This is a genomic window from Hymenobacter aerilatus (genome assembly GCF_022921095.1).
In the GTDB taxonomy this organism is placed as follows: Bacteria; Bacteroidota; Bacteroidia; order Cytophagales; family Hymenobacteraceae; genus Hymenobacter; species Hymenobacter aerilatus.
Genome location: NZ_CP095053.1, coordinates 1,903,220 through 1,929,989, shown reverse-complemented (window position 1 = coordinate 1,929,989; position 26,770 = coordinate 1,903,220). Strand labels below are relative to the sequence as shown.

At 56.1% G+C, this 26,770-nt stretch carries 20 protein-coding genes; 4 read left to right on the top strand and 16 right to left on the bottom strand.

Features of this window, described 5'->3' with window-relative positions; translation table 11 throughout:
• Positions 1-595: 595 nt before the first annotated feature.
• Entirely contained in the window at positions 596-1,168 is a 573-nt protein-coding gene (locus MUN82_RS08190; RefSeq protein WP_245096535.1) for a C40 family peptidase, read from the bottom strand.
• A 166-nt stretch (positions 1,169-1,334) separates the two neighbouring features.
• On the opposite strand from MUN82_RS08190, the gene MUN82_RS08185 reads away from it, so the two are divergent.
• Together MUN82_RS08185 and MUN82_RS08180 are read left to right on the top strand one after the other, a co-directional pair.
• Entirely contained in the window at positions 1,335-3,143 is a 1,809-nt protein-coding gene (locus tag MUN82_RS08185; RefSeq protein WP_245096534.1) for a M61 family metallopeptidase, read from the top strand.
• Positions 3,144-3,404: 261 nt separating this feature from the next.
• Positions 3,405-4,073, top strand: a complete 669-nt coding sequence (locus tag MUN82_RS08180) for a helix-turn-helix domain-containing protein (RefSeq protein WP_245096532.1) — start codon at positions 3,405-3,407, stop codon at positions 4,071-4,073.
• A gap of 104 nt (positions 4,074-4,177) precedes the next feature.
• On the opposite strand, the gene MUN82_RS08175 is transcribed toward MUN82_RS08180, so the two are convergent.
• The 10 genes from MUN82_RS08175 to MUN82_RS08135 form a co-directional block, all read right to left on the bottom strand.
• The gene (locus tag MUN82_RS08175; RefSeq protein ID WP_245096530.1) at positions 4,178-5,917 is read right to left on the bottom strand and encodes a DUF5723 family protein; all 1,740 of its coding nucleotides are present in this window, start codon (positions 5,915-5,917) and stop codon (positions 4,178-4,180) included.
• A gap of 587 nt (positions 5,918-6,504) precedes the next feature.
• Positions 6,505-8,439 (bottom strand): KUP/HAK/KT family potassium transporter, encoded by a 1,935-nt coding sequence (locus MUN82_RS08170; protein WP_245096528.1) that lies wholly within the window; start codon positions 8,437-8,439, stop codon positions 6,505-6,507.
• Positions 8,440-8,533: 94 nt separating this feature from the next.
• Entirely contained in the window at positions 8,534-8,941 is a 408-nt protein-coding gene (locus MUN82_RS08165; protein ID WP_245096526.1) for a hypothetical protein, read from the bottom strand.
• Positions 8,942-9,112: 171 nt separating this feature from the next.
• Positions 9,113-9,742 carry a BamJ family beta-barrel-assembly machinery protein gene (bamJ, locus tag MUN82_RS08160; protein ID WP_245096525.1) on the bottom strand — a complete coding sequence of 210 codons (630 nt, stop codon included), beginning with the start codon at positions 9,740-9,742 and terminating at the stop codon, positions 9,113-9,115.
• Between the two features lie 246 nt (positions 9,743-9,988).
• Positions 9,989-10,123 (bottom strand): hypothetical protein, encoded by a 135-nt coding sequence (locus MUN82_RS22270; protein WP_262922851.1) that lies wholly within the window; start codon positions 10,121-10,123, stop codon positions 9,989-9,991.
• A gap of 306 nt (positions 10,124-10,429) precedes the next feature.
• On the bottom strand, positions 10,430-11,317 hold the full coding sequence (locus tag MUN82_RS08155; protein ID WP_245096523.1) for a DUF2279 domain-containing protein: 888 nt from the start codon (positions 11,315-11,317) through the stop codon (positions 10,430-10,432).
• A 241-nt stretch (positions 11,318-11,558) separates the two neighbouring features.
• Entirely contained in the window at positions 11,559-13,070 is a 1,512-nt protein-coding gene (locus MUN82_RS08150) for an alpha-L-fucosidase (protein ID WP_245096521.1), read from the bottom strand.
• A 90-nt stretch (positions 13,071-13,160) separates the two neighbouring features.
• Positions 13,161-14,036, bottom strand: coding sequence for an aldo/keto reductase (locus tag MUN82_RS08145; RefSeq protein ID WP_245096519.1), 876 nt, complete (start codon positions 14,034-14,036; stop codon positions 13,161-13,163).
• 201 nt (positions 14,037-14,237) lie between these two features.
• Positions 14,238-14,741: a DUF1493 family protein gene (locus tag MUN82_RS08140; protein ID WP_245096517.1), complete on the bottom strand. Its 504-nt coding sequence runs from the start codon at positions 14,739-14,741 to the stop codon at positions 14,238-14,240.
• 46 nt (positions 14,742-14,787) lie between these two features.
• Positions 14,788-16,662: a peptidoglycan D,D-transpeptidase FtsI family protein gene (locus tag MUN82_RS08135; RefSeq protein WP_245096516.1), complete on the bottom strand. Its 1,875-nt coding sequence runs from the start codon at positions 16,660-16,662 to the stop codon at positions 14,788-14,790.
• 346 nt (positions 16,663-17,008) lie between these two features.
• Between MUN82_RS08135 and MUN82_RS08130 the strand changes: the two genes are divergently transcribed.
• A complete protein-coding gene (locus MUN82_RS08130; RefSeq protein WP_245096514.1) occupies positions 17,009-18,142 on the top strand; it encodes a M50 family metallopeptidase in 1,134 nt (377 codons plus the stop codon).
• Between the two features lie 641 nt (positions 18,143-18,783).
• The gene (locus tag MUN82_RS08125) at positions 18,784-19,272 is read left to right on the top strand and encodes a YciE/YciF ferroxidase family protein (RefSeq protein ID WP_245096512.1); all 489 of its coding nucleotides are present in this window, start codon (positions 18,784-18,786) and stop codon (positions 19,270-19,272) included.
• A 359-nt stretch (positions 19,273-19,631) separates the two neighbouring features.
• Here MUN82_RS08125 and MUN82_RS08120 read toward each other — a convergent pair whose 3' ends face one another.
• The 5 genes from MUN82_RS08120 to MUN82_RS08100 form a co-directional block, all read right to left on the bottom strand.
• Entirely contained in the window at positions 19,632-20,885 is a 1,254-nt protein-coding gene (locus MUN82_RS08120; RefSeq protein WP_245096511.1) for a DUF3826 domain-containing protein, read from the bottom strand.
• A 313-nt stretch (positions 20,886-21,198) separates the two neighbouring features.
• Positions 21,199-24,681: a methylmalonyl-CoA mutase family protein gene (locus tag MUN82_RS08115; RefSeq protein WP_245096509.1), complete on the bottom strand. Its 3,483-nt coding sequence runs from the start codon at positions 24,679-24,681 to the stop codon at positions 21,199-21,201.
• A gap of 134 nt (positions 24,682-24,815) precedes the next feature.
• Positions 24,816-25,688, bottom strand: coding sequence for a carboxypeptidase-like regulatory domain-containing protein (locus tag MUN82_RS08110; RefSeq protein ID WP_245096507.1), 873 nt, complete (start codon positions 25,686-25,688; stop codon positions 24,816-24,818).
• A 116-nt stretch (positions 25,689-25,804) separates the two neighbouring features.
• The gene (locus MUN82_RS08105; protein WP_245096505.1) at positions 25,805-26,077 is read right to left on the bottom strand and encodes a hypothetical protein; all 273 of its coding nucleotides are present in this window, start codon (positions 26,075-26,077) and stop codon (positions 25,805-25,807) included.
• Positions 26,078-26,131: 54 nt separating this feature from the next.
• Positions 26,132-26,734 (bottom strand): Uma2 family endonuclease, encoded by a 603-nt coding sequence (locus MUN82_RS08100; RefSeq protein WP_245096503.1) that lies wholly within the window; start codon positions 26,732-26,734, stop codon positions 26,132-26,134.
• Positions 26,735-26,770: the final 36 nt, after the last annotated feature.

Genomic DNA, 26,770 nt, shown 5'->3' with positions numbered 1-26,770 from the left:
ACTAGCTACAGGGGGTAAAATAGTAGAGGTTTTACTTTGAACCATCCGAAGGGCTTTTAACTTTACAGACCAGTAGCGAGTGCTACAGCCCTGCGCAAGCAGCCCTAAGGTGCTGGGTAGCGCGTGCAAGGGTTATGTCGAACGTAAAGAAAGGAGGTACAAAATGTCTAGTAGTCCCAACCAAATCCTGCCGAGCCTGTCGAATGTAGTCCGCTTCACCGCCGGACGCGCGTAACAACAGCTTTTCGCGCGGAGCACTTGTTAGCCCAACAGGGCGTGCTCCCGCATTCTGGCAAGGTCTTATCTCACGGATGGCGGGGCTGTACCCCAGACCCGTCGCTTGGTAAGATTTGAAGGATTAGATGCCCGGTATTGCCCAGCAGCCTTTCAGTAGGCCTGCACAGGCAGTACCGGGCATCGCTTTTTTAAACGAGTGCCTGAATCAGGTAGTGGTTTCGTGAATATAAAACCGTCTGTCATCCTGAGCGAAGGACCTTATGCCAGTTGGACGACCGTCGTAACAACGACTCGTTCACGCGTGAGAAGGTCCTTCGCTGCGCTCAGGATGACAGACGGTTTTTTTACTTAGGCACTTTCAAAGCACCCGCCGCACCTGCATGAAGCGACGCTCATAGTCGGAGCCTTCTACCTGGCTGATTTTCACGCCGGACTCGCGGCGGGCCGAGGAAGAGTGAATGAAACGCAGCGGCTCGCCGGGCTCCGAGAGTACGATGCCTGCGTGGCCGGGCGTGGTAGAGGTAGCAGCAGTGCCCGTAAACACCACAATATCGCCGGGGCGAGCCTGGCGGCGCTCCACTGGGCGGCCCGTGCTGATGAGCTGCGCGGTGGAGTGCGGCACACTGATAGCAAACTGCTTGAACACGTAGTAGACGAAGCCTGAGCAGTCGAAGCCGCCGGCGGGCGTGGTGCCGGCGTAGCAATAGCGCGTGCCTAGCTGTTGCCGGGCAAATCGGATAATATCCTCGGCTCGGTCGTCGTCGTTGGCAATGAGAGTGGGGGCGCGGGGCACCCGATGAACAACTGCCACCACGGGCGCAACGGGGGTAGGTGCCGTGCGGGCCGAACGGTTGGCCGACTGTCGGGGCCAGAGAAATACAGCTAGCAGCACGGCTACCAGTGTCAGAAATGTTATCCAGACGTAGCGCATAGACGGGAGCAGGAAAGTAAGCTGCCTAACGGCAACCGTGGGGTAGGGGTTCCGGCGGGGGATGCCCCGGCAAGTAGGTAGGCTCAAAAATCGGCCTTACTTTGCAACCCCGGCCTTTGTTTTGGGTCGGGTGTACACCTGCTTTTCTTATTCTCACTTTCTGTTCATGCTGCTTACCCGTTTCCGCACGCTGGTAGCCGCCGGGGCGCTGTCGTTGCTGACGGCCGCCACAGCTGCCGCTGCCACGCCTACCCTACGCTACACCCTCTCGATGCCTGCTCCGCAAACGCACTACTTCGAAGTGGAAATGAGCCTGGGGGGCTTCAACAAACCCTATACCGACGTGAAAATGCCCGTGTGGGCGCCCGGCTCCTACCTGGTGCGGGAGTTCGAGAAAAACGTGGAAGGCCTGGTAGCCACAGCCGGCGGGCAGGCGCTACAGGTTGACAAGGTGGATAAGAACACTTGGCGCGTGTATCATCCCAAGGCCAAGGACTTCACCGTTAAGTATAAGGTGTACGCGTATGAGCTGAGCGTACGCACCAGCTTTATCGATGCCTCCCACGGCTACCTCAACGGTACCAGCGTGTTTATGTATCCGGCCGAGGGCAAAATGATGGGCAGTACTCTCACGGTGCGGCCCTCTACTGGTTGGAGCCAAGTAAGCACCAGCCTAAAGCCCGTGAGCGGCGGCGCGCCCTTCACCTTCCGCTCCGAGAGCTACGACGAGCTGGCCGACTCGCCCATCGAAATCGGCAACCAGAAGGTATTGCAATTTACCGCCAACGGCACGCCCCATACGGTAGCCATGTACGGCGAGGCCCGCTACGACGAGCAGCAGCTGCTGGCCGATATGAAAAAAGTATGTGAGGAAGCGCACCGCGTGGTGGGCCAGAACCCGCTGGACCGCTACGTGTTCATTGTGCACAACCTGGAGCGTGGTAGCGGCGGCTTGGAGCACTTGTTCTCGACTACCCTGGAGGTGTCGCGCAACACGTATAATACCCCTGGCGGCTACAAGGCCTTTCTGGGGCTGGTAGCGCACGAGTATTTCCACCTCTGGAACGTGAAGCGCATTCGGCCCATCGCGCTGGGGCCGTTCGACTACGACAAGGAAAACTACACGCACATGCTGTGGGTGAGCGAGGGCGGCACCGAGTATTTCTCCAACCTGATTACCCAGCGCGCCGGCTTCGTGAAGCCCGAAAACTACCTAGCCGACCTCAGCAACGTGATTACCAGGGTAGAAAACACGCCCGGCAATAAGATTCAGTCGGCTGCCGAGTCGAGCTTTGATAGCTGGATCAAGCAGTACCGACCCAACGAAAACTCCTATAACACCAGCATCAGCTACTACGACAAGGGCGAGGTGATTGGGGCCGTGCTGGACCTGATGGTGATTAACGCCACCAAAGGCGAGAAAAGCCTCGACGACGTGATGCGCTACCTCTACTCGGAGTACTACACCAAGAAGAAGCGTGGCTTCACCGACGAAGAATACCAAGCTGCTGTGGCCAAAATAACCGGCCAGCGCTTCGACGACTTCTTCCGGCGCTACGTGTACGGCACCGAAACCCTACCCTACAATACGGCCCTGGGCTACGCGGGCCTGCGCCTCGCCAACACCCCCACTACCACCGACGGCGTGCTGGGTGCTGTGGTAAGCACCCGTGGCGGCGCGCCTACCGTGACTACCGTGGTGCGCGACGGTAGCGCCTGGCAGGGTGGCCTGAACGTGAACGACGAAATCCTGGCCCTCGACGGCGGCCGCATCACTACCGACCCCAACACGGCCCTTACCGGCCGCCCGGCCGGCACTACCGTCAAATTCCTGGTAAACCGCGATGGTCAGATCAAGGAAGTGAGCTTCCCGCTGCTGGCCGGTACCACCCAGCGCTACCGCGTAGAGCAGGTAGAAAACCCCACCGAAGCCCAGCTGAAAGTGCTGCGCAAGTGGCTGCCGGTAGGGCAGTAGTAGTGGAAAGCGAAATTTCTTGTAAAAGAGGAAAATCATAAAGGCTCCGGTGGTTGAATCGACATTTAACCACCGGAGCCTTTATGATTTAGGGGTGCCAAATAATAAATATAGACTTTAGGTTGTATTCGAGGCTTCTACTTTTTATCTTTTAATTGAGGCAACTCTAGATAAGGTATACGGCAGGGGGGTGAAGCATGGGAAAAGAGCCGCTTCGTCTACATTTTGGATTTGATATCTGGATGACTTACCCCCATTTGCATGACCGATGAAGAACTGATTGAGCGAAAAATAGCAGAGGTTGCGGCCGTAGCCGACGACTTGCCCGGGGTGATAATCATCTTAAGCGGTGACTGCCGCCAGGTGCTGTATATGTCGGCCATGGGACTAGCCAAGCTGAACACAACGGTGCCGGAACTGAAGGCCATGGGCGAGGAGTACTATAGCCGTTATTTCAACGCCGACGAAGCCCACAAATACGTTCCGCAGGTAGCCGACCTACTGGAGCGGAACGATCTGACCTACTCGCTTACCCTCTTTCAGCAGGTGCGCACGGGGCCACAGGGCAGCTATCAGCTTCATCTGAGCACGGTGCGCATCTTGGCGCAAGGCAACCAGGGGCAACCCCTGCTGACTGTCTGCTTGTCCTGCATTTTGGACCCAGACTGTCACATCAACACCAAAGCGCAGCGGCTACTGGATGAAAACGCCTTCCTGCGCGCCCAGTCGGCCCGGTTTGCCAGCCTCACCAACCGGGAGCGGCAAGTGTTGGCCTGCATCTGCCGGGGGCAAAGCTCGGGCGATATTGCCGAAAGCTTGTTTATCTCCGTTCAAACCGTTGATACGCACCGCCGTAACCTGCGCCAGAAGCTAGGCACCACCTCCGCCTACGAACTCGGACAGTATGCCCGCGCCTTTGATTTGCTCTAGCCGCGGGCAATGTAGAACGCCAGAAGGTAGCGCCTCTGAAACAAGTCGTGGCATCCACGTGGAGCCGCTACTACCTACCCAACTGTAGGTAGTAGCACGGCGTCCTACGGTAGGTCGGTGGGGGGAGTAGGGGCCGTGGTAGGAATCGGCAGTGGCTGCTCGGGGGTAGGCGTGGCCGGCGGGGTAGGCGTAGCTGGTGGGGTAGGAGCAACGGTCTGTTCTGGCTGCGTCGGTGTGGTGGGCTCGGGGGTAGAAGCCGGCACCACCGGGGCCGACTGTTCTGTGGCCGGGAGCGGGCAGCCTTTGTTTTCGCTTGGTCCTGCTTCCGTGGGGCAGGCATCCGCGGCGTCCGCAATACCGTCCCCATCCTGATCGGGACAGCCCTGCAATGCCCAGGTGCCCTTCACCTTGGGGCATTTATCCAGTTTATTGCTGACCCCATCCTTGTCCCGATCTTTCAGCCGTTTTTTGTGTAGGGCAAGGCCCAGGCCCACGTATACATCCGCGCCGGTGGTGGCAGTCAGGCCCAGTAGGCCACCCAGGTTATCGGAGCCAATCAGCAACGGACCCAGGCGCACCATAGCCCCCAACTGCAGCGAGCGGTAGCGGTTGGTGAGCAGAACGGGCACTGCTACCTCAACGTGGCTAAACTCCAGGCGCGGGGTGAGAACCAGACTGCTGATAGAGCGTTGCCCAATCGTTCTTTCCGGTAGTAGGCTTTGCGTCCACTGCAGGCCAGCATACACATGGTTGGCCAAACGGTAGTCGGCGCTGAGGCGCAGGGTAGTGGGCAGGTAGGTGGTGAAGCGCTGGCTCTGTTCGGAAAGACCAACCAAGCGGTCCAGGGTAGGCGCAATGTCATCGGCATTGCGGATCTGGACGGTATCGAGCTGCCCGAGTTGCAGCGTTTGGCTGTTGGCTACCCGCGCCTGGCGCACATACTGCGCGTTGTTATAACGGATGGCACCTATATCGGTGAGGGCCAAGCCCAGACGAAGCCGGTACTTGTTGTGGGTAGCATCTTCCCAGGTGCGGCCATCCATCTGGTACTCGTACTGGTCGTGGTCGGGCCGCCACTCATACGCTACCCCCACATCAAACCCAACGCCCCGCCCCAGGCGCTGCTTGCCGTAGAGGGAGCCCACGCTGAAGTCCTGCTGGTCATACAGCTCAGGGTTGGTGAAACCGTAATTCAGATTGGCATTGCGCAGCTGTACGCTGTCTTCGTTGTACACCTGATAGCCGGTACCCTCGCTTTGCAGGTAGCCGCCGGCCAGCCCGACCAGATACTTGGCCGTGATGCCGCCTTTCCAGAAATGCGTCTGGTTGGCCGTAAACGTACGGGCGTAGGAGAAGGCAAATTCGTGGTAGGCGCCGGCCGATAGGGTAAAGTTGTTGTCGTTGGACAGCCCCAGGCTATTGGCATCGTCCAGGCCATAACGGGCCACCCGGGCTAGGTTTTCGCTTACGTTATTGGCCTGCGCAAACACGCGTACCCGATTGGTAAACGCAATGCCTTGCTGCTTGCCCACTGCCAGCATCAAGGAGGGAAGCCGCGCTTCGCCCATGAACGTGGCGAAATACGGTCCGCCACCGCCTTGCTCCTGCAAATACTGTTCGCGCAGCTCCTGACCACTTCGCAGAAACTTCAGCGGCGAGCTTGGCAGCTCCAGCTGGAGGTAGGTGTTATAAAACGTGGCGTTGCCACTACCCAAGTTCAGGTAAGCAGCATGCCGGGAGTCGGCCAACGAAGCCGGATTCAGATAGATATTTTGCGTGCCCCCGTAGTTGCTATGCGCTAAACCGCTCCAGTTCTGCGCCCATCCCGAATGAGTTAAAGCCAACAAGAGTACCAGCAAGAGTAAAAATCCTGCGCGGGAATGGAAGAAGTAAAAGTATGTCATAAATATGATTTTTACAGTCTTTATTTGCAAAAATCACAGAAAGGTATGTGCCCCGCAATACCCGATTTTAGGTATATTTAGCCATGCATATCTATTATTTAGTGGTCTTAATAGTCATATTCATAGACATTTATACTTTTAAAAGAACCACCTAGGAGATAGGCAACGAAGGGGGTAGGAAGCAAAACAGATAAGAAAAACCAAGATGACGGTCTTCGCTCTGCAAGCGGGTTGCGCTGTACTTCAATAGTAGTAGAGGCTATCCAGGAAGTCAGAAGACTGAACGTCCTGCTGACCTACTTCTCCAGCTTCGTGATATAGCCCTGAGAGTAGGGCAGGTCGTTAGCAGCCTCACGACCTGCTGCGCTACTGCCGGTTAACCAGGGTAGTAATTTTGCTCGCATGAATCCCGGGCTTTTTTTGCTAGCAAAGTCATCGGCCGGAGCGGTAATTTATACCGGTCCTACCCTTCGGGCATGAAAAAGGCGACCCAAGTGGGTCGCCTTTTTCATGCCCGAAGGGTAGGGCTAGCTGATGCGTTTGAGCGCCACGTCGCGGACGGGGGCGATGACCAGCGGCACCTTCTCCACCTTCACGGAACTGGTATCGAGGCCAAAGTACTTGTCTTCGGAGGCAATGAACTGCTTGATGTAGAAATACGCCTGCATCACGAGCTTCTCCATGGTCGGGAAGTCGTTGTCGACGGACAGGTACTTTTCCAGCACTACAAAGCGGAAATCGCCCGTCACGTGCTGCTTGCTAAGGGATTCGTAGCGCGAGGTGATGTCTACCTCCTTATTGCGCACCAGGTCTTCAACCACCTTGCGGAAGTAGAGGTTGATGCGCTGCTCGACCCGGAAGCCCAGGCGGAACGTGATGCGAAACACGTCATCCTTGGCCAGCTCCGACACTTTGTATTCCATTGTATACGGCTCGTCGGTGGTATCCACGTGCACAAACCAATAGATATCAGCCCGTTTTGGTCGTTTCTGGAAGATTGAGTAAATGATTTTCGACTCAATTTCGGAAGCCCGTTCGGCCGAGGTCATGAACACCAAGTGGGTGGAGTATTTAGGAATAGACTCGTCGTCGCTCAGATTCTTAAGCGACTCTATGTAGGGCTCAATTTTCACGAATTCGGTGAGGCGCTTCTTGATGTAGAAAGCCCGTAGCCACACGTACATCACGCTCACCAGCGCCGCCCCAATGGCCAACGATACCCACCCGCCGTGCGGAAACTTGATAAGGTTGGCAATCAAAAACGACCCCTCAATGCTACCGTAGAGCAACACGAATAATGCAATGGCGGCCATGGGCACCCGTTTACTGCGCAGCCATACGGTGAGCAAGAGCGTGGTCATGAGCATAGTGAGGGTGATGGCCAGCCCGTAGGCTGCCTCCATATGCTCGGAGCGCTGAAAATACAGCACTACCCCAATGCAGCCAAACAGCAACAAACGGTTCATACTGGGCACAAACAGCTGGCCCTTCACATCGGTAGGGTAGTTGAGCTTCACCTTGGGCCACATGTTCAGGCGAATGGCCTCGGCCACCAGCGTAAACGACCCTGTGATGAGCGCCTGCGAGGCAATAACCGCCGCAATGGTTGCAATACCAATGCCGATGATAAGGAACCAATGGGGCATCAGCTCATAGAAGGGGTTGCGGCCGTTTAGCTGCTGGCCCTGGTGTTCCAGCAACCACGCGCCCTGCCCGAAGTAATTGAGCAGCAGGCACAGCTTCACAAAAGTCCAGCTGATGCGGATGTTGCCTTTGCCGCAGTGGCCCAGATCGGAGTAGAGGGCTTCGGCACCGGTAGTGCACAGAAATACCGCGCCCAGCAACCAGAAGCCACCAGGGTAGTTCACCAGCAAATCGTAGGCATAGTAGGGATTCGCGGCCTGCAAGATGCCCGGATGCTGCACTATCCAGCTGACGCCCAGCACAGCCAACATGCTGAACCATAGAAGCATAATCGGCCCAAAAGCCTTGCCTACAATCTGCGTTCCGAAGCTCTGGAGTAAAAACAGCAGTAGCAGAATGCCGATAACAATGGGCACGGTAGGGATATTGGGGTAGATGGCTTCCAGGCCCTCCACCGCCGATGATACGGAAATAGGAGGAGTAATCACGCCATCAGCCAGCAGGGCTGCGCCGCCCACAATGGCCGGGACGGTAAGCCAGCCCGCCCGCCGCCGCACCAGCGCGTAGAGCGAAAAAATACCGCCTTCCCCGTTGTTGTCGGCGTTCAGCGTCAGCAATACATACTTAATGGTAGTTTGAAGCGTGAGCGTCCAGAGCACGCACGAAATGCCGCCGTATACTAGCACCGGGTCGATGATACCCGGTACAACGGCCTTCATAACATAGAGTGGGGAAGTACCAATATCGCCGTAGATAATGCCCAGGGCGATGAGCAGACCTGCCGTAGAAATGGCGGTGTGCTGGTGTTTGGAGTCCATAGAGAGAGGAGGGAAAACGGTGGTACTAACCAGTGAAACGGACGCGCCAAAGGTACAGCAAAACCACTGGACGCATAGCTAAAGCAAGGGCAGACTAAAACGAATCAGTGGGTGGGGTGTGCGGGTCGGCATCGGGCGGCGCAAGGGCCGCCAGCAGCTGCGCCGCGTGGGCGGCGGCGGCATCGTGCCGGGCACGAATGCGGCGGTTCAGCTCGCTGATCAGCGGCTGCCAGGTGGCCGGGTCGCCGGGGAGGGCAAAGTGCGTGGCTTCGCGGCCGGCCCGGTGCAAGCGCAGCCGGTTGGTGCCGCGGTTACCATACGCCAGCAACAGGGCACCTATGGCCAGGCCCAGCGCCGTGGGTAGGGTGCGCAGCCAGTTTTGCAAGAAAGCCAGCAGCACGCCAGCCAAAACCAATGCCCCCAGCATGTACCACAGCAGCCAGCGTACGGGCGTCAGCTCGGCAGCTTCCAATTCTAGCAGATTGTAGCGCTGGTCGTGCACGCGTAGCGTGGTAGCTGTTAGCTCCAGGCGGTTGTCCTCGCTGTGCAGGGTAGGCAGGGGGGCAGGAGCAGGGGGGGTAGGAGTAGAAAAGTCCGTAGGCGGGGGTAGGGAAAGGGTTTCCCCGGCTCCTGCCGCGCCAGAGGGCGCCGCGGAAGCCGGGGAAACAGCCAGTCAGTTATTCACTTTCAACAGCTCCACATCGAAGATGAGCGTGGAGTCGGGGCCGATGTCGCGACCGGCGCCGCGCTTGCCGTAGGCCAGGTCCGAGGGAATATAGAGGCGCCACTTCGAGCCTTCGGGCATCAGTTGCAGGGCTTCCGTCCAGCCAGCAATTACCTGGTTCACACCAAACGTAGCGGGCTGACCGCGCTGGTAGCTGCTGTCGAACACGTTGCCGTTGATGAGCGTGCCGTGGTAGTGCGTGGTCACCGACGAGCGGGGGGTAGGCTTAGGGCCGGTGCCCTCGGTCAGCACCTCGTACTGGAGGCCGCTGGGCAAGGTCGTCACGCCCGACTTGTTTTTGTTTTCGGCAAGGAAGGCTTCGCCTTCGGCTTTGTTGTTGTTCACGGCGTTGGGGTCTTGGGTGTCATCTTCTTCGGCGCCGCCCAGCTGCTCTTGTAGCTGTTGCATAGCCGCTTGTATCTGCTCGTTGGAGAGGGCGCTGGGTTTGCCGCCCAGGGCATCCTTCATGCTTTGGGCCAACACATCCACATCCAGGTCCAGGCCCTGCTGCGAGAAGTTGCGGGCCATGTCGCGGCCAATAATGTAGCTGATTTGCTCCTTAAGGCTACTCAGGTTCATACATCCTAAATTGTGCTGTAAACCAAGGTGATGGGTGGCGCCCGGAATACCAGCAGGTGAAAAGTACGGCCGACCCTCTATGGGTCAACCCAGCGTGAAGTACCGAAAACCCCCGCGAACAGTTCTAATTTTTTTGTTCTCTCTGATCAACAGATTGATAATCAGAGCTGTTTTGTGCGACGCGCCAAATACAGAAAACCCCGCCAGTAGCGGGGTTTAGAAGAAAATAGCCAATGCGCAAAGGGGCTAGAAATGCAGCTCCTCGCCGTCGCGCAGGTCAAAAAACAGGTTGAGGTCCCGCACCTGGGAGGCAAGAAAGCCCAACGAACCCAGGCTGCTCAGCAACAGAAAGGACGAAACAGCAACGGTGCTTCTTTTCATAGTGATGGAAGGTAGCATAATGATGATCAATTGGTTGCGTGCAAAGGTACGAGGTATTTATTGAAAAAGTAGTAGGCGTGCATACTATTTATATACTCACTATAGAATATTCTCTCGGAAAAAAGCTATTATAAAGTCTATTTAATTGATGTATATCATTGATATACAATGATATATGTGTCAAATCTGTCATTGTTCCAGTGCCTGCAGCTTCGGACTAGAACCGGGTAGTCGGGTAGCTTGTTGCTACGGGGGATGAAAGCTGACGCAGGCCAGCAGATAGCGGCTCTGCGCGGATGCATAGACTTAATAATAGAGCGGGCGAAATACGAACCCGCGCTTGGTATTGTACTCCAGGGCCGGCGCAGGCACACGCACGATACTGAGCACGTAGAAGACCTTGCGTAGCAGGCCGCTACGGGTAGGAATGTTCTGCAGGTTCAGATCGGGGGAGAGGTAGAACTTGCGATACGGCCGGTAACCCAGCGCCCGATTCTGGACTGGGTCGCCTACCACCATACCGGCGGCACCGTAGCCCACTGCCACGTTCAGCCACTTGGGGTAGCGGGTGTCGGAGGGTAGGAAGCGGGATATATCCGTTGAGAGCCAGTAGGTTTGGCCGTTGTAGTCTTTCAGCACCTGCATGGCATAGTTGTTACCCAGGCTTTCGAGGCGGGTAGTGGGGTAGGACGTGCTATGAAACGAAAACTTCGGCATCACCCGGATTTCGCCCCAGGCCAGCTGTTGCCCCAGCACGCCCGCCGCGCCGGCGGCATTGGCCACCATGTCGCTGTTCGAAAAGCCATAGCCCTCGCTCATGCCATCTAGTATCTCAATTGGCGTTTGCAGGACTAAGCCAACCAAGCTGCCGAGCCAGATGGCCTTTTTCTCGGAAGTACCCGCCCAGCGCAACGCGTCTACGCCAATGCGACTTTGGTGAAAAGCCGTCCAGAAGTGTCCCGCTTTGTCCATCTGTTTCCAGTGGTGGCGGTCGTCGTAGAAATGAAAGGGGGCGCGAGGATACTCTTTATACCACGCGTCGCTGAGCAATTTGAGCGAAACGGCGTAGCCCACCACAAAGCCGGTACCCAATGCCAACTGCCGGGTGCGTTTCTGCCGAACCGTTAGTGTGTCGTGGGGAGTAACGGTGGGCTGGGCGATGGTGTTGAATACAGTTAAGCTGCTCAGAAGCAAGCTGCTGCCAACTATTTTGGAAAACGAGGAAAGTGCTGTCGTTGGCGTCGAAAAAGTCAATAAAATCTATTTTAAGTGAAGTAAAAGGCTTCTACATACGATGATGTACTTCGTATGGCCATCAAAAGCTTCACTTTTTATGAATGCTCGGCGAGCCGTGGACCAACTGCCGGCTGCTCGTGTACCTATTTTCGGGTCTCAGGCCCAAAGCACTACATGAGGCGCCAAGCCTACCCTGCTGCTACGGCATTTGTTTATACACGCCTACCTCGCTCAGCGCCACGCAAACCGGCGATTTGGTAACCGACACGCGCAGTTTAGTAGCCGTCACGGGGGCATCTAGCTTCACCAGCTTCTTGGCGCCGATGCTAGTGCCCGTGTAGAGCGGCCGCCAGGCACCGTCCTGCCACGCTTCGAGGGTAAATCCTTCGATGCGCTGACCCAGCGGAATGTATTCTTGCAGGCTGATGATATCAAACGTTTTAGGCGCCGTAAAGGCTAGCTCCAGGGTAGGCGTGTGGGCATCGTCGGTGGTGGCCCAGTAGGTTTGGCGGTTGCCGTCGAGCAGTTTGGCGGGGGCGTAGGTGGCGTGGCGGGTGTTGCTGGCCGTGAGGCGTGCGCCCTTGGCCAGATTGTCGGCGAAGGTGTGCTGCACCATGTCGCCGAACGTTTTGAGGGCGGCCACGTCATCGGCGTGCAGCTGACCGCGGGTGTCGGGGGCCAGGCCCAGGTCCAGCGCTGCGCCACGGCCAACGCTTTTCAGGTACAAATCAAACAGCATTTCGGGCGTTTTGGGTGCTTCGGTGGGGTGGTAGAACCAGCCTTTGCGAAGGGGGACGTCGCACTCGGCGGGCATCCAGAACTCGCCGTTGCGAATGCCCGCCGGGCTTTGCGGGTAGTTGGCCTGGCCCGGCACGGCCACATTTTTGCCCTCGGGCGGACGGGGCGTGAAGGTGGCCCAGCTGGTCTCGGCCGCATGACCTTCCTCGTTGCCTACCCAGCGCACATCCCAGCCAATGTCGCTGAAGATATTGGCCATGGGTTGCATTTTGCGGGTGATGCCCCAGGTCTGGTCCCAGTTATAATAGGTGGTGTTGTCGATGGAGCGCTTTTCGCGGGCGCCACCGTAGTAGCCGTCGCCGCCGTTAGCGCCATCGTGCCAGCTCATAAACAGCTCCCCGTAGCCCGTGTACAGCTCCCGTAACTGGGCCTGGTAGATGGGTAGATAGGCGGTGGTACCATAGGCGGCATTATTCCGGTCCCAAGGCGAGCAGTACACCCCGAACTTCAGGCCATGCTTGCGAGCGGCCTGCTCCATCTCCTTCACATAGTCTCCTTTGCCGCCTCGGAAAGGACTTTTGGAGATATTGTAGGCCGTAGTTTTAGTGGGCCACAGTGCAAAGCCGTCGTGGTGCTTGGCTACCAGCACAATACCGCGCAAGCCCCCGGCCTTCGCTGCCTTGATAATCTGCTCCGCGTTGAAATCAGTTGGGTTGAAAACACTCGGGTCCGCATCACCGTAGCCCCACTCCTTGTTTTCGAAGGTGGTAGGCGTGAAATGCACAATACCGTATACCTCCGTGGTGTGCCAGGCCAACTGCCGGGCTGAGGGTAGGGCGCCGTAGGGCTTGGGTGGGGTAGCTGGGGCAATAGTAGGAATTGCCCGCATCGGTGCCGGCAAGGACGACCAGTAGGGAAAGAACAGAGAAGAAGAGCCGAGAAGCAGCGCGGTGCTCAGATAGGTGCGTAGCATGAGAAAATGGCTGGCAAGAGGATGTGCGGTGGCACAAGAAACAAACTTCGCCGTTATGCTGCTACACAAAGCACGTGGTCGAGCTGCTTGCTACCCCAGATACGCCATGTCCTCCGCACTCAACTGAATAGCGGCTGCCGCCAGATTCTCGCGCAAGTGCGCCAGCGACGAGGTGCCCGGAATTGGTAGAATCCAGGGCGACTTATGTAGCTGCCAGGCAATGTTTATCTGGGCAGGCGTGGCGTTGTGGCGGCGGGCTACCTCACCAATTGTATCGAGCTGCTTGGGTAGGGCGTGCAGCAGCGAAAAGAATGGAATCAGCGGAATGCCATGCTTTTCGCAGAGGTCTAGCACTTCCTCGCCGCCGGGGTTGTGGCCGTGTGCGTGCGCCAGAGTAGTGCGCTGGGCATAGCCGTACATGTTCTCTACCGAAGCAATGTTGCCTAGCTGCAAGCCAGCTTCTAGCTCCTCGCGGGTCACATTGCTGAGGCCTACATGAAGGATTTTACCCTCGCGCTGCATCTCCAACATGGCACCCAGCTGCTCGTCTAGGGGCACTGCGCCGTGACCCATCAGGCGCAGGTGCACTAGCTGAATCTGCTCCTGCCCCAGGGTGCGTAAATTGTTCTCGATGCTGGTGCGCAGGTTTTCGGGCGTGTTGAAGGGTACCCAGCTTTTATCAGGCCGACGCGTGGCGCCTACCTTGGTACAGATGACGAGGTCCGAAGGGTAGGGGTAGAGGGCTTCGCGGATGAGTCGGTTGGTGACATCCTCGCCGTAATAATCGGCCGTGTCGAGGAAGTTGACGCCGTTTTCTACGGCCGTGCGCAGGATTTGCAGGGCCTCGGGGCGGTTGGCCGGCTCTCCCCACACATCGGGGCCGGGTAGGCGCATAGTGCCGTAGCCTAAGCGGTTAACGGTAAGTGGTTGGTCGGAGTTAGAGGCAATGGTGATGGTGGAGGGCATGGAAGGAGGGGTGGTTTAGTTGATCTGGAGGATGTTAAGTAAACCGGCCTGATCGGCGTAAGTTCGGGCGCTACTATATAGGTTGATGCTGAAGTATCAACTACCTACCAACGGCACGAATGCTACTATAGAGCTGGGCGCAGAGTAGGGCGTGCTGAAATCGCGTCAGTGTGCGCACCGCTACAACTAAAGAGCAGTTGACTACTGGCTGATCAATACAAACCGTACCCGCTCACGCTTCACAAACTGCCCCGCCGCGGCCGAGGCTACGAAGTCGCCCGTCGTCAGCACTTCAGTGTATGGTCGGGGCTTTGTAAAGATTCCTGTCAGGCTGAAGCGCCAGATAGCAGACGTCCACGACCTATTAAACAGCCAGCACAGGCCAGCTACTGCCGTTTTAATCAGCCACAAAAACAGCAGGCTTGGCAAAAGAACCGATGATAGACATGCTTGCCACGGTGGGAGGTCATCGGGGGTGATATAACCCGTGAAATCGAACTTAGCTAAATCAACCCGATACTTTTTGCCAAATGCGAGTAGCAGTTGCTCTGTATCCAGGCCAGCTACGCCCCAATCGTCTTCCACAGCGGTTCGCAGCGTCCACGCTTCATTTTTTACGCCAACGAAATCCGACAGATAGGGTGGCACTTCACGGACTAGCCGGCGTAAATCGGCAAATCGAATAGGTATTTCCGGACGAGTCATAGGTTGATAGCTAGCAAGTAAGATTGTTATAATTGCAAAAGAAGGGCTACTGGGATACGCTGTCGGCCGATACTGGTTTTTTGGGCGGAGCTTTAATTATTGGTGCTCTCTCGGCCCTACTCTGTATCCGCCGCTCCCAGCGTTTCCGCTTGGGCGCGATGCTGCCGCGCAGATACTTTTCCATCACCAGCACGGCGCAGGGTGCCGCCGCCGTGGCCCCAAAACCAGCATTTTCAAGATACACGGCCACGGCTATTTTGGGATTATCAGCCGGCGCGAAGCCGACAAAAGCGGCGTGGTCGTCGCCTTCGTCGTTTTGCACAGTGCCAGTTTTGCCGGCTACTGTGATGCCTACATCGGACAGGCTGGAGGCTTCGGCGGTGCCGCCGCGCTGTAGCACGGCCACCATGCCGGGCAGCAGCGCCGCAAAGTTGGCGCTATCAATCAGCGTATGCTGCTTTTCGCGGAAGCGGGGTAGGGGGCCACGGTTGCCCACGCTACGTACTAGGTGTGGCGGGTAGTACCAGCCGCGGTTGGCCACAATGGCCGCCATATTGGCCATTTGCAGGCCCGTCAGGTTTATTTCGCCCTGCCCAATGCTGAGCGAGTAGATAGAGCGGTAGGTCCACTGTTTGGTGCCACGGGACTTATCGTAGTAGGTCGGGGTAGGGAGGAAGCCGGGCGCCTCGCGGGCCACATCGGTGCCCAGCACCGAGTCCAGCCCAAACGACCGAACGTAGCGCCGCCACAAGGCCAGGTTGAGGTGGCGGGCGGCCGCTGAGTCCTGGGCCAGACTGTCGGGAGTGCGGTTGATGAGCTGCTGCATCACCTGGTAGAAGTAGGGGTTGCAGCTGTATTTCAGGCCTGCGGTCAGGCTGTTGGCTTGGGGATGATGGTGCACGCAGCGCACCAACGATTGGTCGCAGCGAAACCCGGTGGTAGGCTGAATAGCGCCCAGCTGCAACGCGGCGGCGGCATTCACCAGCTTAAATACCGAGCCGGGCGGGTTGGCCAGCATGGCTGGGCGGTTGAGCAGCGGCATGTCGGCGTCTTGCAGCAATTGGGTGCGCACGCCTGCTTGGTCGGGGGCAGTAAGGGCGCTGGCCGGGTACACCGGCGCCGACACGTAGGCTAGAATTTCGCCGGTGCTGGGGTCCAGAGCCACCAGGTAGCCCCTGCGGCCGCCCAGCAGCTTCTCGGCGTAGGCCTGTAGCTTCGCATCGATGGTCAGGTGTATGTCCTGACCCTGCTGAAAAACGGTGTCCTTCGCCCAGGTGCCGTGCTGGTTGCCCTGCTCATCTACCAGCGGGTGTAGGTAGCCCCAATGCCCGGTAAGCAAACCGTTGTAGTAAGTTTCGACGCCGCCATTGCGCAGCCGGTAAAAGCGGCCGCGCTTGATGCGCTTGGCTTGGCGGTAAAACGCCTGCGCCTCGGTACCCAGATAGCCCAGTACGGAAGCCCCTGCGCTGGTAGTATACACGCGCTGGCGCCGCTGGGTCAGCACAAGCTTCTGAAGCCTGGTAGCGCTGCTGTCGCGGCGCACGCGCTCGGCTTCCTTGGCTGTGAGGCGGAGTTGAATGGGGTAGCCGGCAGAAGCCCGGCCGTAGGGTAGGGCATCGGTCAGGCGCTGCCGGACGGTCACGGAGTCCCAGCCGAGCAGCTCGCCCAGTGCCAGCGTATCGAGCAGGCGGCGCGGCAGCTTCAGTAGGTATTGCGGGCGTGTATCCACCAGCACCGAGTCGTACCGGTCGAGAATGCGGCCCCGGTGCAACGAGTCGGATACCACGATGCGCTGCCGAGTGTAGGTGGGGTCTGCGCCCTGGGTTGGGTCGCTGGTCTGCTGGTCCGACGAGGAACAAGCAGCCAGCCCTACAAGTAGCCAGAATAGGAGTAAGCCTTGAATAGTGTAAACCGTGCGCATGAGAGTAAAGCTAGGCATTTGCCAAGCTTCGGGCCACGCTTTTCGATGAATCGGGTTTGCTGCCTTCTAGTTCTAAGTTAGAATGGTAGTATGATGAGCCTTGCTGGGTAGTAGGCGGGCGCGTGCGTCTTGGTGCACTACAGGGTGGTTAGGCTAGTTGAGGTGCCGCCAGTACATTTGAAAGGTATCTATAAGGAAGAATCTTAGAAAAGATCGAACAGCAGGTTGGGTGAAGACGAAGCATCTTGCGTGCTGAATATTCGATACTATCTTTCGTCGGCACACGAGATGCTTCGCCTCCGCTCAGTTTGAACGTCGAGCCTCCAACTTCCTACTCAGCCTTATCATGAAAAAACTAAGACTAGTTGTATTCGCAATACTAGGTGGGGGTATAGGTTTTCTATGTGCCAAGTACCGACTACTTTCTCCACCCGGCGACCTGCACTTGACCCTGACACAAAAGCTAGTGTTGCTGGCCCTGCTGCCGATGGCGTGGCTGGTAGCGGTTGGATTGCACGAACTGGGCCACGCGCTGGCCGGGCGCCTGCAAGGGTTTCGCCTGCACTGGCTCACGGTAGGGCCGCTGATGTGGCGCCGCCAGCCCACGGGCCGCCTGCGCTTCGAGTGGAACCGCAACCTGAATACAGCCGGGGGGCTGGCCCTGAGCGTGCCCCCCGACGACGTGCGGCTGCGCGAACGGTTTCGCATGTTTGTTGCGGGCGGACCACTGGCCAGCCTGGTATGGGGCGTGGTAGGGGTAGGACTTTACGCGCTGCTGCCAGCCGCCGCCCAAGGCACGGTGCCAGCAATGGCGCTGGCCATGATTGGTGGCATTTCCTTTCTACTATTCATCGTCACGATCCTACCCTTCCAGGCGGGCGGCTTTGCCAGCGACGGCATGCGTATACGCAATCTAAGTCGCTCGGGGCCAGCGCAAGAGTTAGAAGTAGCTATGCTAACTGCTACTATCCGCGGCATGGCCGGCATACGACCGCGTGCGTTGAACCGCTCGGCCCTGGAAGCCGCCCTTGCCCTGCCCGTCGAGCACCCATCGAAACTGCATTTGTCTTACTACCTCTACCTGCATCATCTCGATGCGGGCGACCCGGTGGCTGCCGGGCAGCACTTGGCTAATTACCGCCAACAGCTACCCCATCTGCCGCCTGCGTTGCAAGCCAGCGTCTGGCTGGAAGCCGCGTTTTTCAGTGCTGCCTACGAGCACGACGCCTCTGCGGCCCGCGCCTACTTGGCCGAAGCTAAACCCAATGCCTTTACCTCAGCCGATCAACTGCCGCGCGTAGAAGCGGCCCTGGCTCGCCTCATAGGCGATGCCGAACGTGCCCACGCCCAGGCGCAGACTGCCCTGCGCGAACTGCCTCGCAACCTTGATCAGGGTAGCGCCCGTCTGTATCAGGAATGGTTGCAAGACACCATGCGCTGGGCAGAACAAGCATCCGTGGCACGGGTAGAGTCCGCTTAAATTAGCTGTGCAAACAGGCATTGCGTCCAGGTACAGCAGTTGCCCGCAGATACGCAGCATCTATATAGTAGCGCTAGCCGCAATGCAAGCCGCGCTAGTTGGAAGCATTCTGCGATTCGACCACCTCTTACCCTATGGCTTAGGATGGCTTACTCAGAAGTTTACCTACAGGATATTGTCATTTCGCGGCCCTATTGACCAGACGTCCCTAAGCTTTTGACGAGAGGTAGCTAACAGCGTTCTGTCTCTCAACCAACTCATTTGTGGAGCACTGTGCCGTAGTACAAAAGCACGATTTGGAAGGGAAGGATTCGAATACTGATTCGTCATAATAAGGTAGCTGTCAAAGTGCTATAGCGTTAATCGACAGCTACATACTGTAGTGCAAGATGCTAGCCTATGACACCAACTTTGGCGTAGCCTCCATTATTGGATTCATAAAGTAAAGAGCTTCGACTATATATTCATATTAGAGGAAGAATACTAAGTAGTTGAATGTGTAAAATATTGATAATAAGGCAGTAATATTAAACAAATGCGCAGCACTCACTACCGCTAGTAGAGGCAAACAAATCGATAAAGGGTCCGTTGAAAGGGCAAAACAAGTGATTCTCACTCTTGATCTTTTATTCCTCTGTATCATGAAAACCGACGACCTAAAACAACTCATCAAAGACGGCTTATCTGCCCAGAAAGCAGGAAGCCAAGTAGCTGCTAAAGCAACCGACGAAATCCTCGACGACGCCACGCACCCCGAGCTGAAAGCTGCTCTTAAGGAAGGTAACGAAACCTCCAAGGAGTGGGCCAAGCGCATCGACCGCGCTATCGAAGAGGTAGGCGGTGTAGATAGCCAGGACAACGAAATCCTGGAAGCGCACTATGAAGTGAGCAAAGAGATTCGGGGTCAAGCTGAAACCGACACCGTGCGCGACCTGGGCATCATTGCCAGCGGCCAAATGGCCCTGCACTACTGGATTGCTTCCTTCGGTACAGTGGCCTCGTATGCCGCCTCGGCTGGCCTTTCGCAAACCGAACAAGAACTGAAAGCCTCTGTGCAAGAAGCCAAGCAGGCCGACGAAAAGCACACCGACATCGCCCAGCGGATTCTCGCCGAGCAGGGCCAGGAGTAGAGGAGTCGCCTTTTCTGACCCTACCTAACGCAAACCGCGCCGCTTGGACAGCTCCAGGCGGCGCGGTTTGCGTTAGGCCGTCCACATTAACAATTCAATGCGGTATTGGTCATTAAATAATTCGGTATCCATAACAAATCATATAAGCAGGTAAACGATACCGCCCAACGATGTAGAGACGCGAATAAGCGTCTCTACATCGTTGGGCGGTATCGTTTAGATAAACACAAGATGGCAGTGGTCTAAAGTGAAGTGATGAACGGCTTGCGTACACGCAGTAAAACCTGCTTGTTACGTTTCTATGAAAAGATTATAAGCACGACTGTAAACAGAGCATCACCTCGCTTTAGACCACTTCCTTATTTTTTAATTGCATTCTTATTCTGGTGTTTTTCTAAATCTTCAGTTGCTTTTCTCAGGTCATATCCGGCAGCCGATAAAAAATTATTTGCACGGCCACGATACTTAATAAACCACTGCTTTCTTACATCGGCACTTTCTGCATTCATTGCGTTATCACGTGCTTCAGTCAGATACGCCCAAACTTGTGTTCTCTGGACAGGATTCAGGCCAGGAAATAATGCAAGATAATTTTTGTATTCCTTTCTGCATCCGCCTTCGGTCATTACATCTTTTACTTTTTCTATGTTATCTGCTGATAGTTCAGTTGAGAGTTTGCCTAGAAATATAGCGTGCACTTTATTCAATTTGCCACTTGCTGCACTCCATGCTGCTTCACCGCGCGCATTAGCCAATTCTTTATCGGCGTATTGGGACGCGGTTTGCATAGCAGATTTACGCCGCTGAAAAATGGAATTCAGGCTGTCAAAATGCTGGGTTAGGAGTGCCTGTACTTTTGCTCTCTTCGTCCCATCCGTAATTTTCAGGCTATCCAAAACAACCTGTGCTCTTTTCACGCTTTCGGCATTGCCAGCTGACTTATTATGCGTTGCTTTTTGGCTTTCCGTGCGGCTCAGCCAATCGGCTTCCAGTTTCTTCAGGTCGTAGTGGGCAGCAGTAAGGTAGTTGGTTATTTTTCCTTTGTATTTTTCAAACCAGCCGAGTTTTTCCTTCGACGACCCGCCATCCATGGCATGTTCCCTGGCTTCGGTGAGCCACGCTTTAATCTGTACCTTTTGCTCTTCACTCAGGTCTGGAATCATTGCCAGGTAATTTCTATATGTGATAGGTAAAGCATTGTACGTCATGCCATCCTTTACTTTATCTACCTGCGCTGGCGAAAGAGGGTTGGAGAGTTTAGCCAAGTACTTTTCGTGCAATTTATCTTGCCTTTTGCCTGTTTGCTCTTCAATTTTCTTTACTGCTGCATTCACCTGTTGAGTTGAGTACTCAGAATTTGTTTTCGCAATATTTACTTGCTTATCCCTTGCATCGTGTATTTGCCTTAAATCGATATACTGCTTTGCTATTATTTTTTCTGCTTTTTTCACTCTTTCAGGATCTGTGAGATCAAGAGTAATAGCAATTTTGTGTGCCCGTTCTGCTACTATCTGTTGGTAAGTTGTAGAATCTTTGGGCTGCAAAGCACTTTTGCCAATAGCTGCCTGCGAGAGGCAAAGCGCGAAGAAAGCGCTCCAAGCGTATAATTTCATATACTGTTACTTTAGGAAAGGAATTAATGGTATATATTTTTTTACGCTCATTCCTGAGGTAAATGTGCAATGCTGTTTCTTATTTCGCTTAAAAAGGTTTTTCAGTATCTAAAATACAGTCGTTTGCTTCTTGAGCGAAAGTTTTAAGATTTCTTACAAAACCAAAAGACGTTACACCTTTCTTTTCTACGTCAGCCATGAGTTAAATTATACTTAGTTTAGTAAGCAACTTAATATAAAAATGTCTTCAAAAAACGGGTGCTACCTCTCAGCAAGGTAGCACCCGTTTCGTTTCAGCCAAAGCTGCCGCGGCTTACATATTTCTTCTATACTGCCCGCCTACCTCAAACAGCGCATTTGTCACCTGCCCGAGTGAGCAGAACTTCACGGTTTCCATCAGCTCCTCGAACAAATTCCCATTGGCAATGGCTACCTGTTGCAACTGCTTCAGGCGCTGCTCGGTGGTACCGTGGTTGCGGGCGTGCAGGTTTTGCAGCATTGTGATTTGGTACTGCTTTTCCTCCTCCGTGGCGCGGATTACCTCGGCCGGGATGACCGTGGGCGAGCCTTTGGAGGACAGGAAGGTGTTCACGCCGATGATGGGATACTCGCCCGTGTGCTTGAGCATCTCGTAGTGCATGCTTTCCTCCTGAATCTTACCGCGCTGGTACATGGTTTCCATGGCGCCCAGCACGCCGCCGCGCTCCGTAATTCGGTCGAACTCGGCCAATACGGCTTCTTCTACCAGGTCGGTCAGCTCCTCGATAATGAAGGAACCCTGGATCGGGTTTTCGTTCTTGGCCAGGCCCAACTCGCGGTTGATGATGAGCTGGATAGCCATAGCCCGGCGCACCGATTCTTCGGTGGGCGTAGTGATGGCCTCATCGTAGGCGTTGGTGTGCAGGGAGTTGCAGTTGTCGTAGATGGCGTAGAGCGCCTGCAACGTGGTGCGGATATCGTTGAAATCGATTTCCTGGGCGTGCAACGAGCGGCCGCTGGTCTGGATGTGGTACTTCAACATCTGCGAGCGGGCGTTGGCGCCGTACTTCAGCTTCATGGCCTTGGCCCAAATGCGGCGCGCCACGCGGCCAATCACGGCGTACTCGGGGTCGATGCCGTTGGAGAAGAAGAACGACAGGTTGGGGGCGAAGTCGTTCACGTCCATGCCCCGGCTCACGTAGTACTCCACAAAGGTGAAGCCGTTGCTAAGGGTAAGGGCCAGCTGCGTAATGGGGTTGGCGCCCGCCTCGGCAATGTGGTAGCCGGAAATCGACACCGAGTAAAAGTTGCGGACCTTCTCCTTAATAAAGTACTCCTGCACGTCGCCCATAAGGCGCAGGGCAAACTCCGTGGAGAAGATGCAGGTATTCTGGGCCTGGTCTTCCTTGAGAATATCGGCCTGCACGGTGCCGCGCACCTGCGAGAGCGTGCGCGCCTTGATGGTAGCGTACACGTCGGGGGGTAGGACCTGGTCGCCGGTCACGCCGAGCAGCATCAGGCCCAGGCCGTCGTTGCCTTCGGGTAGGGCGCCCTGGTAGCGGGGACGCTCCAGGTTTTTCTTCTGATAAAGCTGGTTGATTTTGGCATCGACCTCACTTTCCAGCCCGTTCTCCTTAATATACAGTTCGCACTGCTGGTCGATGGCCGCATTCATGAAGAACGCCGCCAGCGTGGCGGCCGGACCGTTGATGGTCATCGATACCGACGTGCTGGGGTTGGCTAAGTTGAAGCCGGAGTAGAGCTTCTTGGCGTCGTCGAGGCAGCAGATGCTCACGCCCGCGTTGCCGATTTTGCCGTAGATGTCGGGCCGGTGGTCGGGGTCTTCGCCGTAGAGCGTCACCGAGTCGAAGGCCGTGCTCAGGCGCTTGGCGGGTAGGCCCATGCTCACGTAGTGGAAGCGCCGGTTGGTGCGCTCGGGGCCGCCTTCGCCGGCAAACATGCGGGTAGGATCTTCGCCCTCACGCTTGAACGGAAACACGCCGGCCGTGTATGGAAACTCGCCGGGCACGTTTTCCTGCAACTGCCAGCGTAGCAGGTCGCCCCACGCCGTGTAGCGAGGTAGGGAAACCTTGGGAATCTGCTGACCCGAGAGGCTCTGGGTGTGCGTCTGGATGCGGATTTCCTTGTCGCGCACCTTAAACACAAACTCCGGGGCCTTGTAGGCGGCTACCTTTTGCGGCCAGGTTTCCAGGAGTTTCCAGTTTTGCCCGTCCAGCCGCAGCTTGACTTCCTCGAATGCGGCCTCCAGGCCGGCCACGAGTGCGCCGGCGTCGAGTCCTGGGCTGCTCCCGCTGCTTCCGTTAGGGCTTCCGGCCCCGAGGCTGCGGACGGTTTCGACACTTTGCTGAAGTCCGAAAAGCTGCTGGGCAGTTGCGGATTGTTGGTGGACCCACTGGTCATATTGGCGGTTGGTTTCGGCTATTTCAGAAAGATAACGCGTGCGGTGGGGCGGAATGATATAGATCTTCTCCGATTCCCCCACCGGAGTTTCCAGGTGCGAGGCAAAGGTAGCGCCCGTTTTCTCTTCCAGCACGTGCAGCACGGCCCGGTACAGGCGGTTCATGCCGGGGTCGTTGAACTGGGAGGCAATGGTGCCGAATACCGGCATCTGGTCCAGGGGCGCGTCCCATTGCTGATGGTTGCGCTGGTACTGCTTGCGTACGTCGCGCAGGGCGTCGAGGGCACCACGCTTGTCAAACTTGTTGAGGGCAATGACGTCGGCAAAGTCCAGCATGTCAATCTTTTCCAGCTGGGTAGCGGCGCCGTACTCGGGCGTCATCACGTAGAGGCTAGCGTCGGAGTGCTCGGTGATTTCCGTGTCCGACTGCCCAATGCCGGAGGTTTCGAGGATGATCAGGTCGAAGTCGGCGGCGCGTACCACGTCTACGGCGTCTTGCACGTACTTGCTGAGGGCCAGGTTGCTCTGACGGGTAGCGAGGCTGCGCATATACACCCGCGGCGAGTTGATAGCGTTCATCCGAATCCGGTCGCCGAGTAGGGCGCCGCCGGTCTTGCGCTTACTCGGGTCGACGGAAATGATGGCAATGGTCTTGTTAGGGAAGTCGAGCAGAAAGCGCCGTACCAACTCATCTACCAGCGACGACTTGCCCGCGCCACCCGTGCCGGTAATGCCGAGGATGGGGGCGGTTGAAGGGTGGGAGGGTGGGAGGGTAGGAGTTTGGGAGGTGTTAGACCCCTCTGCATTTTCTTTCTGCTGAAAGTCAGAAATAAGCTGCGACTTCACCCGCTCATACTCCTGCGGGAAGTTTTCGGCGGCGGAAATCAGGCGGCCGATGCTGCGGGCGTCCTTCTCCTTGATGTGCTTCACCTCGCCGTTGAGGTGCTGGCCGGTCGGGAAGTCCGATTTTTCCAGCAGGTCATTGATCATGCCTTGCAGGCCCATGGCGCGGCCGTGGTCGGGCGAGTAGATGCGGGTGATGCCGTAGGCCTCCAGCTCCTCAATCTCGGAGGGTAGGATGACACCACCGCCGCCACCGAAGATCTTCACATGACCAGCACCGCGCTCGTACAGCAGGTCGTGCATGTACTTGAAGTACTCGTTGTGGCCGCCCTGGTAGCTGGTAATGGCAATGGCCTGGGCATCTTCCTGCACAGCACAGTCCACGATTTCCTGCACCGAGCGGTTGTGGCCCAGGTGAATCACCTCCGCGCCGCTGCTCTGGATGATGCGGCGCATGATGTTAATGGCCGCATCGTGCCCATCAAACAAGGCGGCAGCCGTTACGATACGAACGTGGTTTTGGGGTTTATAAGGAGCAACGGGGGTGGTTTGCATAATCGGGTGGGGTGGGTAATTTGGGTAGGCTAAGGTACGAAAAAGCCTCGGCGGGGTAGGCTCCCGTCATTTGTCAGAGGCTTATGCTATACACCCAAACAATACCAGCAACAAGGAGTGCGTGCAACGCGCCCCTACCGCCAGCTCTGCACCGTCAAGTACAGGCTAGGTTGACAGGGGTAGGACTCCCACTTTGCCTGACTTTTGTTTCTAGAAAATATACGGTGCAACGCCGCTGGGAATACCGCCGGAATTCCAAACCATTGTCGGGTAGTCGTATCGCCCTCGCTGCTTAGCCATTGCATGGCAACGGCTATTTTCTGCTGTTTGGCTAGTTGTATATTGTAGGGCCGCAGGTCAACTCTAAACCAGCCTACATACTTGTTAGGTATCGTAAACTGTATATCAGCTGGTAGTAATAGCTCCGCTGGCCGCCCGTCGCGGACGGTATAAAACAATAGCCGCAACCGAACTTCTCGGAAGGAATTGCCGCGAATGTACAGGTTGAAATCGTCTACGTAACAGTTGCGAGCCGGTGTAAGGAACGTGCCGAATTCCTTACCTCGCATATCACGCCGATAGGTGCTGTCGTTCGGCATGCTACCCGTCCCCCAGTCTGCTAGCCCCGCTTTCCCTGTATGCCCCAGCGTTTCCTGGCGTAAGTGCTGGTGCCGCACCGTTACCTCCTGCAATATCTGCGGCTGCTTCCGCAACCGGATAGTCACAGGCTGTTGCCGTAACTGACGTACTACTAGTCGGGCCGGCTGGTAGCCTACACACGTAACTACTACAGTGTCCGTCGCCGCAAGGTCCGGTGAGTCTGGGAAACTGAAGCGCCCTTGGGCGTCTGCCACGGTTCCTGAGGCTTTGCCTTTCACCCCAACGGAAGCAAACGGCACGGGTGTGGCGGTAGAATCATGCTGCACTTGCCCTTGCAAGGTTTGAGCAACAAGCAGGGTAGGCCGGCATAGAATTAATAGTAAGCCGACTAATAGGATAAAGCGCATGGAGCTGTAGCGTTGATACAGCTATGGGAGTGCAGTAGGGTAGCCTGGCGTTGCAACGCGCACAAAGAAGCCCCGGCGGGGGTAGGCGCGGGGTGAGTTTGGATTATGCAGACTATTCATTCAGAATTAGATGAATCTTCTTCGAAGTCTTCAATGAAGTTTCTACCACCAGTAGTATTAAAATCGTTTAAAATGTATTCCAGAGCCTCAATGGGAATATCAATACCCTGGTGAAATGTTGAGAATGTTATCTTTTTCAAATCGTCATGCCTGAATATCTCTAATAGTAGTGTATGGCCCTCCCATAACTCCCAGCCCAAGCCATCGCGTGGGTTCACATCACTTGCTATTACAAGCCGAAAATTCCGGTTATCAGTAATAAAAGCCATATGCTGGGTTTAAGAAGTAGTGATGTGTAGTGAAACTGGTAAGGATAACCTGTTTTACCGCAACTCCGCCAGCCGCAGCCGGAACCCTGGCAGCACTGCTTCGCCCGAAAGCTCATGGTCAAAGCCTTGTACGAGTTCCGGCTCTGGCTGGCCGGGGCGGTAGAGGTAGGCAGCTTCTGTCTCGGGCACCAGCAGCCACGCCAGTTGTGCGCCATTGCGGAGCCAATCGAACATCTTCGCTTGCAGTGTTTTAGTTGAATCAGTAGCCGATTTCAACTCCACCACAAACTCTGGGCACACAGGGGCAAACTTATCCTGCTGCTCGGTTGTCAGGGCGTTCCACTTAGCCGCGGAGACCCAGGAAGCATCTGGGGAAAAGATGGAACCATCAGGGAGGGTAAAGCCGCTATTTGAATCGAATACTTCACCTAACGCGCGGTGCTGCATCCACCACATGTAAAGTTGCCCATTCAAGCGGGCGTTGCGTTTGCCGGAGCGGCTGCCGGTAGGCGACATAAGAACTATTTCGTGGTTAGCCGTACGCTCGATGCGCAACTCCGGATGCTGCTGGCAGAAGTCGAAAAACTCCGCATCGGTCATCTTTTCCAGGTACGGGCCGCGCAAAACCAAGCTGTGTTCGGAGAAGAGAGGTAGCATAGTAGAAAGGTACGCGTTTGGTCGTAATGCCAAAAC

Coding starts and splice junctions, on each gene's coding strand:
- MUN82_RS08190 (WP_245096535.1), bottom strand. CDS start 1,168: ATGCGCTACGTCTGGATAACATTTCTGACACTGGTAGCCGTGCTGCTA.
- MUN82_RS08185 (WP_245096534.1), top strand. CDS start 1,335: ATGCTGCTTACCCGTTTCCGCACGCTGGTAGCCGCCGGGGCGCTGTCG.
- MUN82_RS08180 (WP_245096532.1), top strand. CDS start 3,405: ATGACCGATGAAGAACTGATTGAGCGAAAAATAGCAGAGGTTGCGGCC.
- MUN82_RS08170 (WP_245096528.1), bottom strand. CDS start 8,439: ATGGACTCCAAACACCAGCACACCGCCATTTCTACGGCAGGTCTGCTC.
- bamJ (WP_245096525.1), bottom strand. CDS start 9,742: ATGAACCTGAGTAGCCTTAAGGAGCAAATCAGCTACATTATTGGCCGC.
- MUN82_RS22270 (WP_262922851.1), bottom strand. CDS start 10,123: ATGAAAAGAAGCACCGTTGCTGTTTCGTCCTTTCTGTTGCTGAGCAGC.
- MUN82_RS08150 (WP_245096521.1), bottom strand. CDS start 13,070: ATGCTACGCACCTATCTGAGCACCGCGCTGCTTCTCGGCTCTTCTTCT.
- MUN82_RS08145 (WP_245096519.1), bottom strand. CDS start 14,036: ATGCCCTCCACCATCACCATTGCCTCTAACTCCGACCAACCACTTACC.
- MUN82_RS08140 (WP_245096517.1), bottom strand. CDS start 14,741: ATGACTCGTCCGGAAATACCTATTCGATTTGCCGATTTACGCCGGCTA.
- MUN82_RS08135 (WP_245096516.1), bottom strand. CDS start 16,662: ATGCGCACGGTTTACACTATTCAAGGCTTACTCCTATTCTGGCTACTT.
- MUN82_RS08130 (WP_245096514.1), top strand. CDS start 17,009: ATGAAAAAACTAAGACTAGTTGTATTCGCAATACTAGGTGGGGGTATA.
- MUN82_RS08125 (WP_245096512.1), top strand. CDS start 18,784: ATGAAAACCGACGACCTAAAACAACTCATCAAAGACGGCTTATCTGCC.
- MUN82_RS08120 (WP_245096511.1), bottom strand. CDS start 20,885: ATGAAATTATACGCTTGGAGCGCTTTCTTCGCGCTTTGCCTCTCGCAG.
- MUN82_RS08115 (WP_245096509.1), bottom strand. CDS start 24,681: ATGCAAACCACCCCCGTTGCTCCTTATAAACCCCAAAACCACGTTCGT.
- MUN82_RS08110 (WP_245096507.1), bottom strand. CDS start 25,688: ATGCGCTTTATCCTATTAGTCGGCTTACTATTAATTCTATGCCGGCCT.
- MUN82_RS08105 (WP_245096505.1), bottom strand. CDS start 26,077: ATGGCTTTTATTACTGATAACCGGAATTTTCGGCTTGTAATAGCAAGT.
- MUN82_RS08100 (WP_245096503.1), bottom strand. CDS start 26,734: ATGCTACCTCTCTTCTCCGAACACAGCTTGGTTTTGCGCGGCCCGTAC.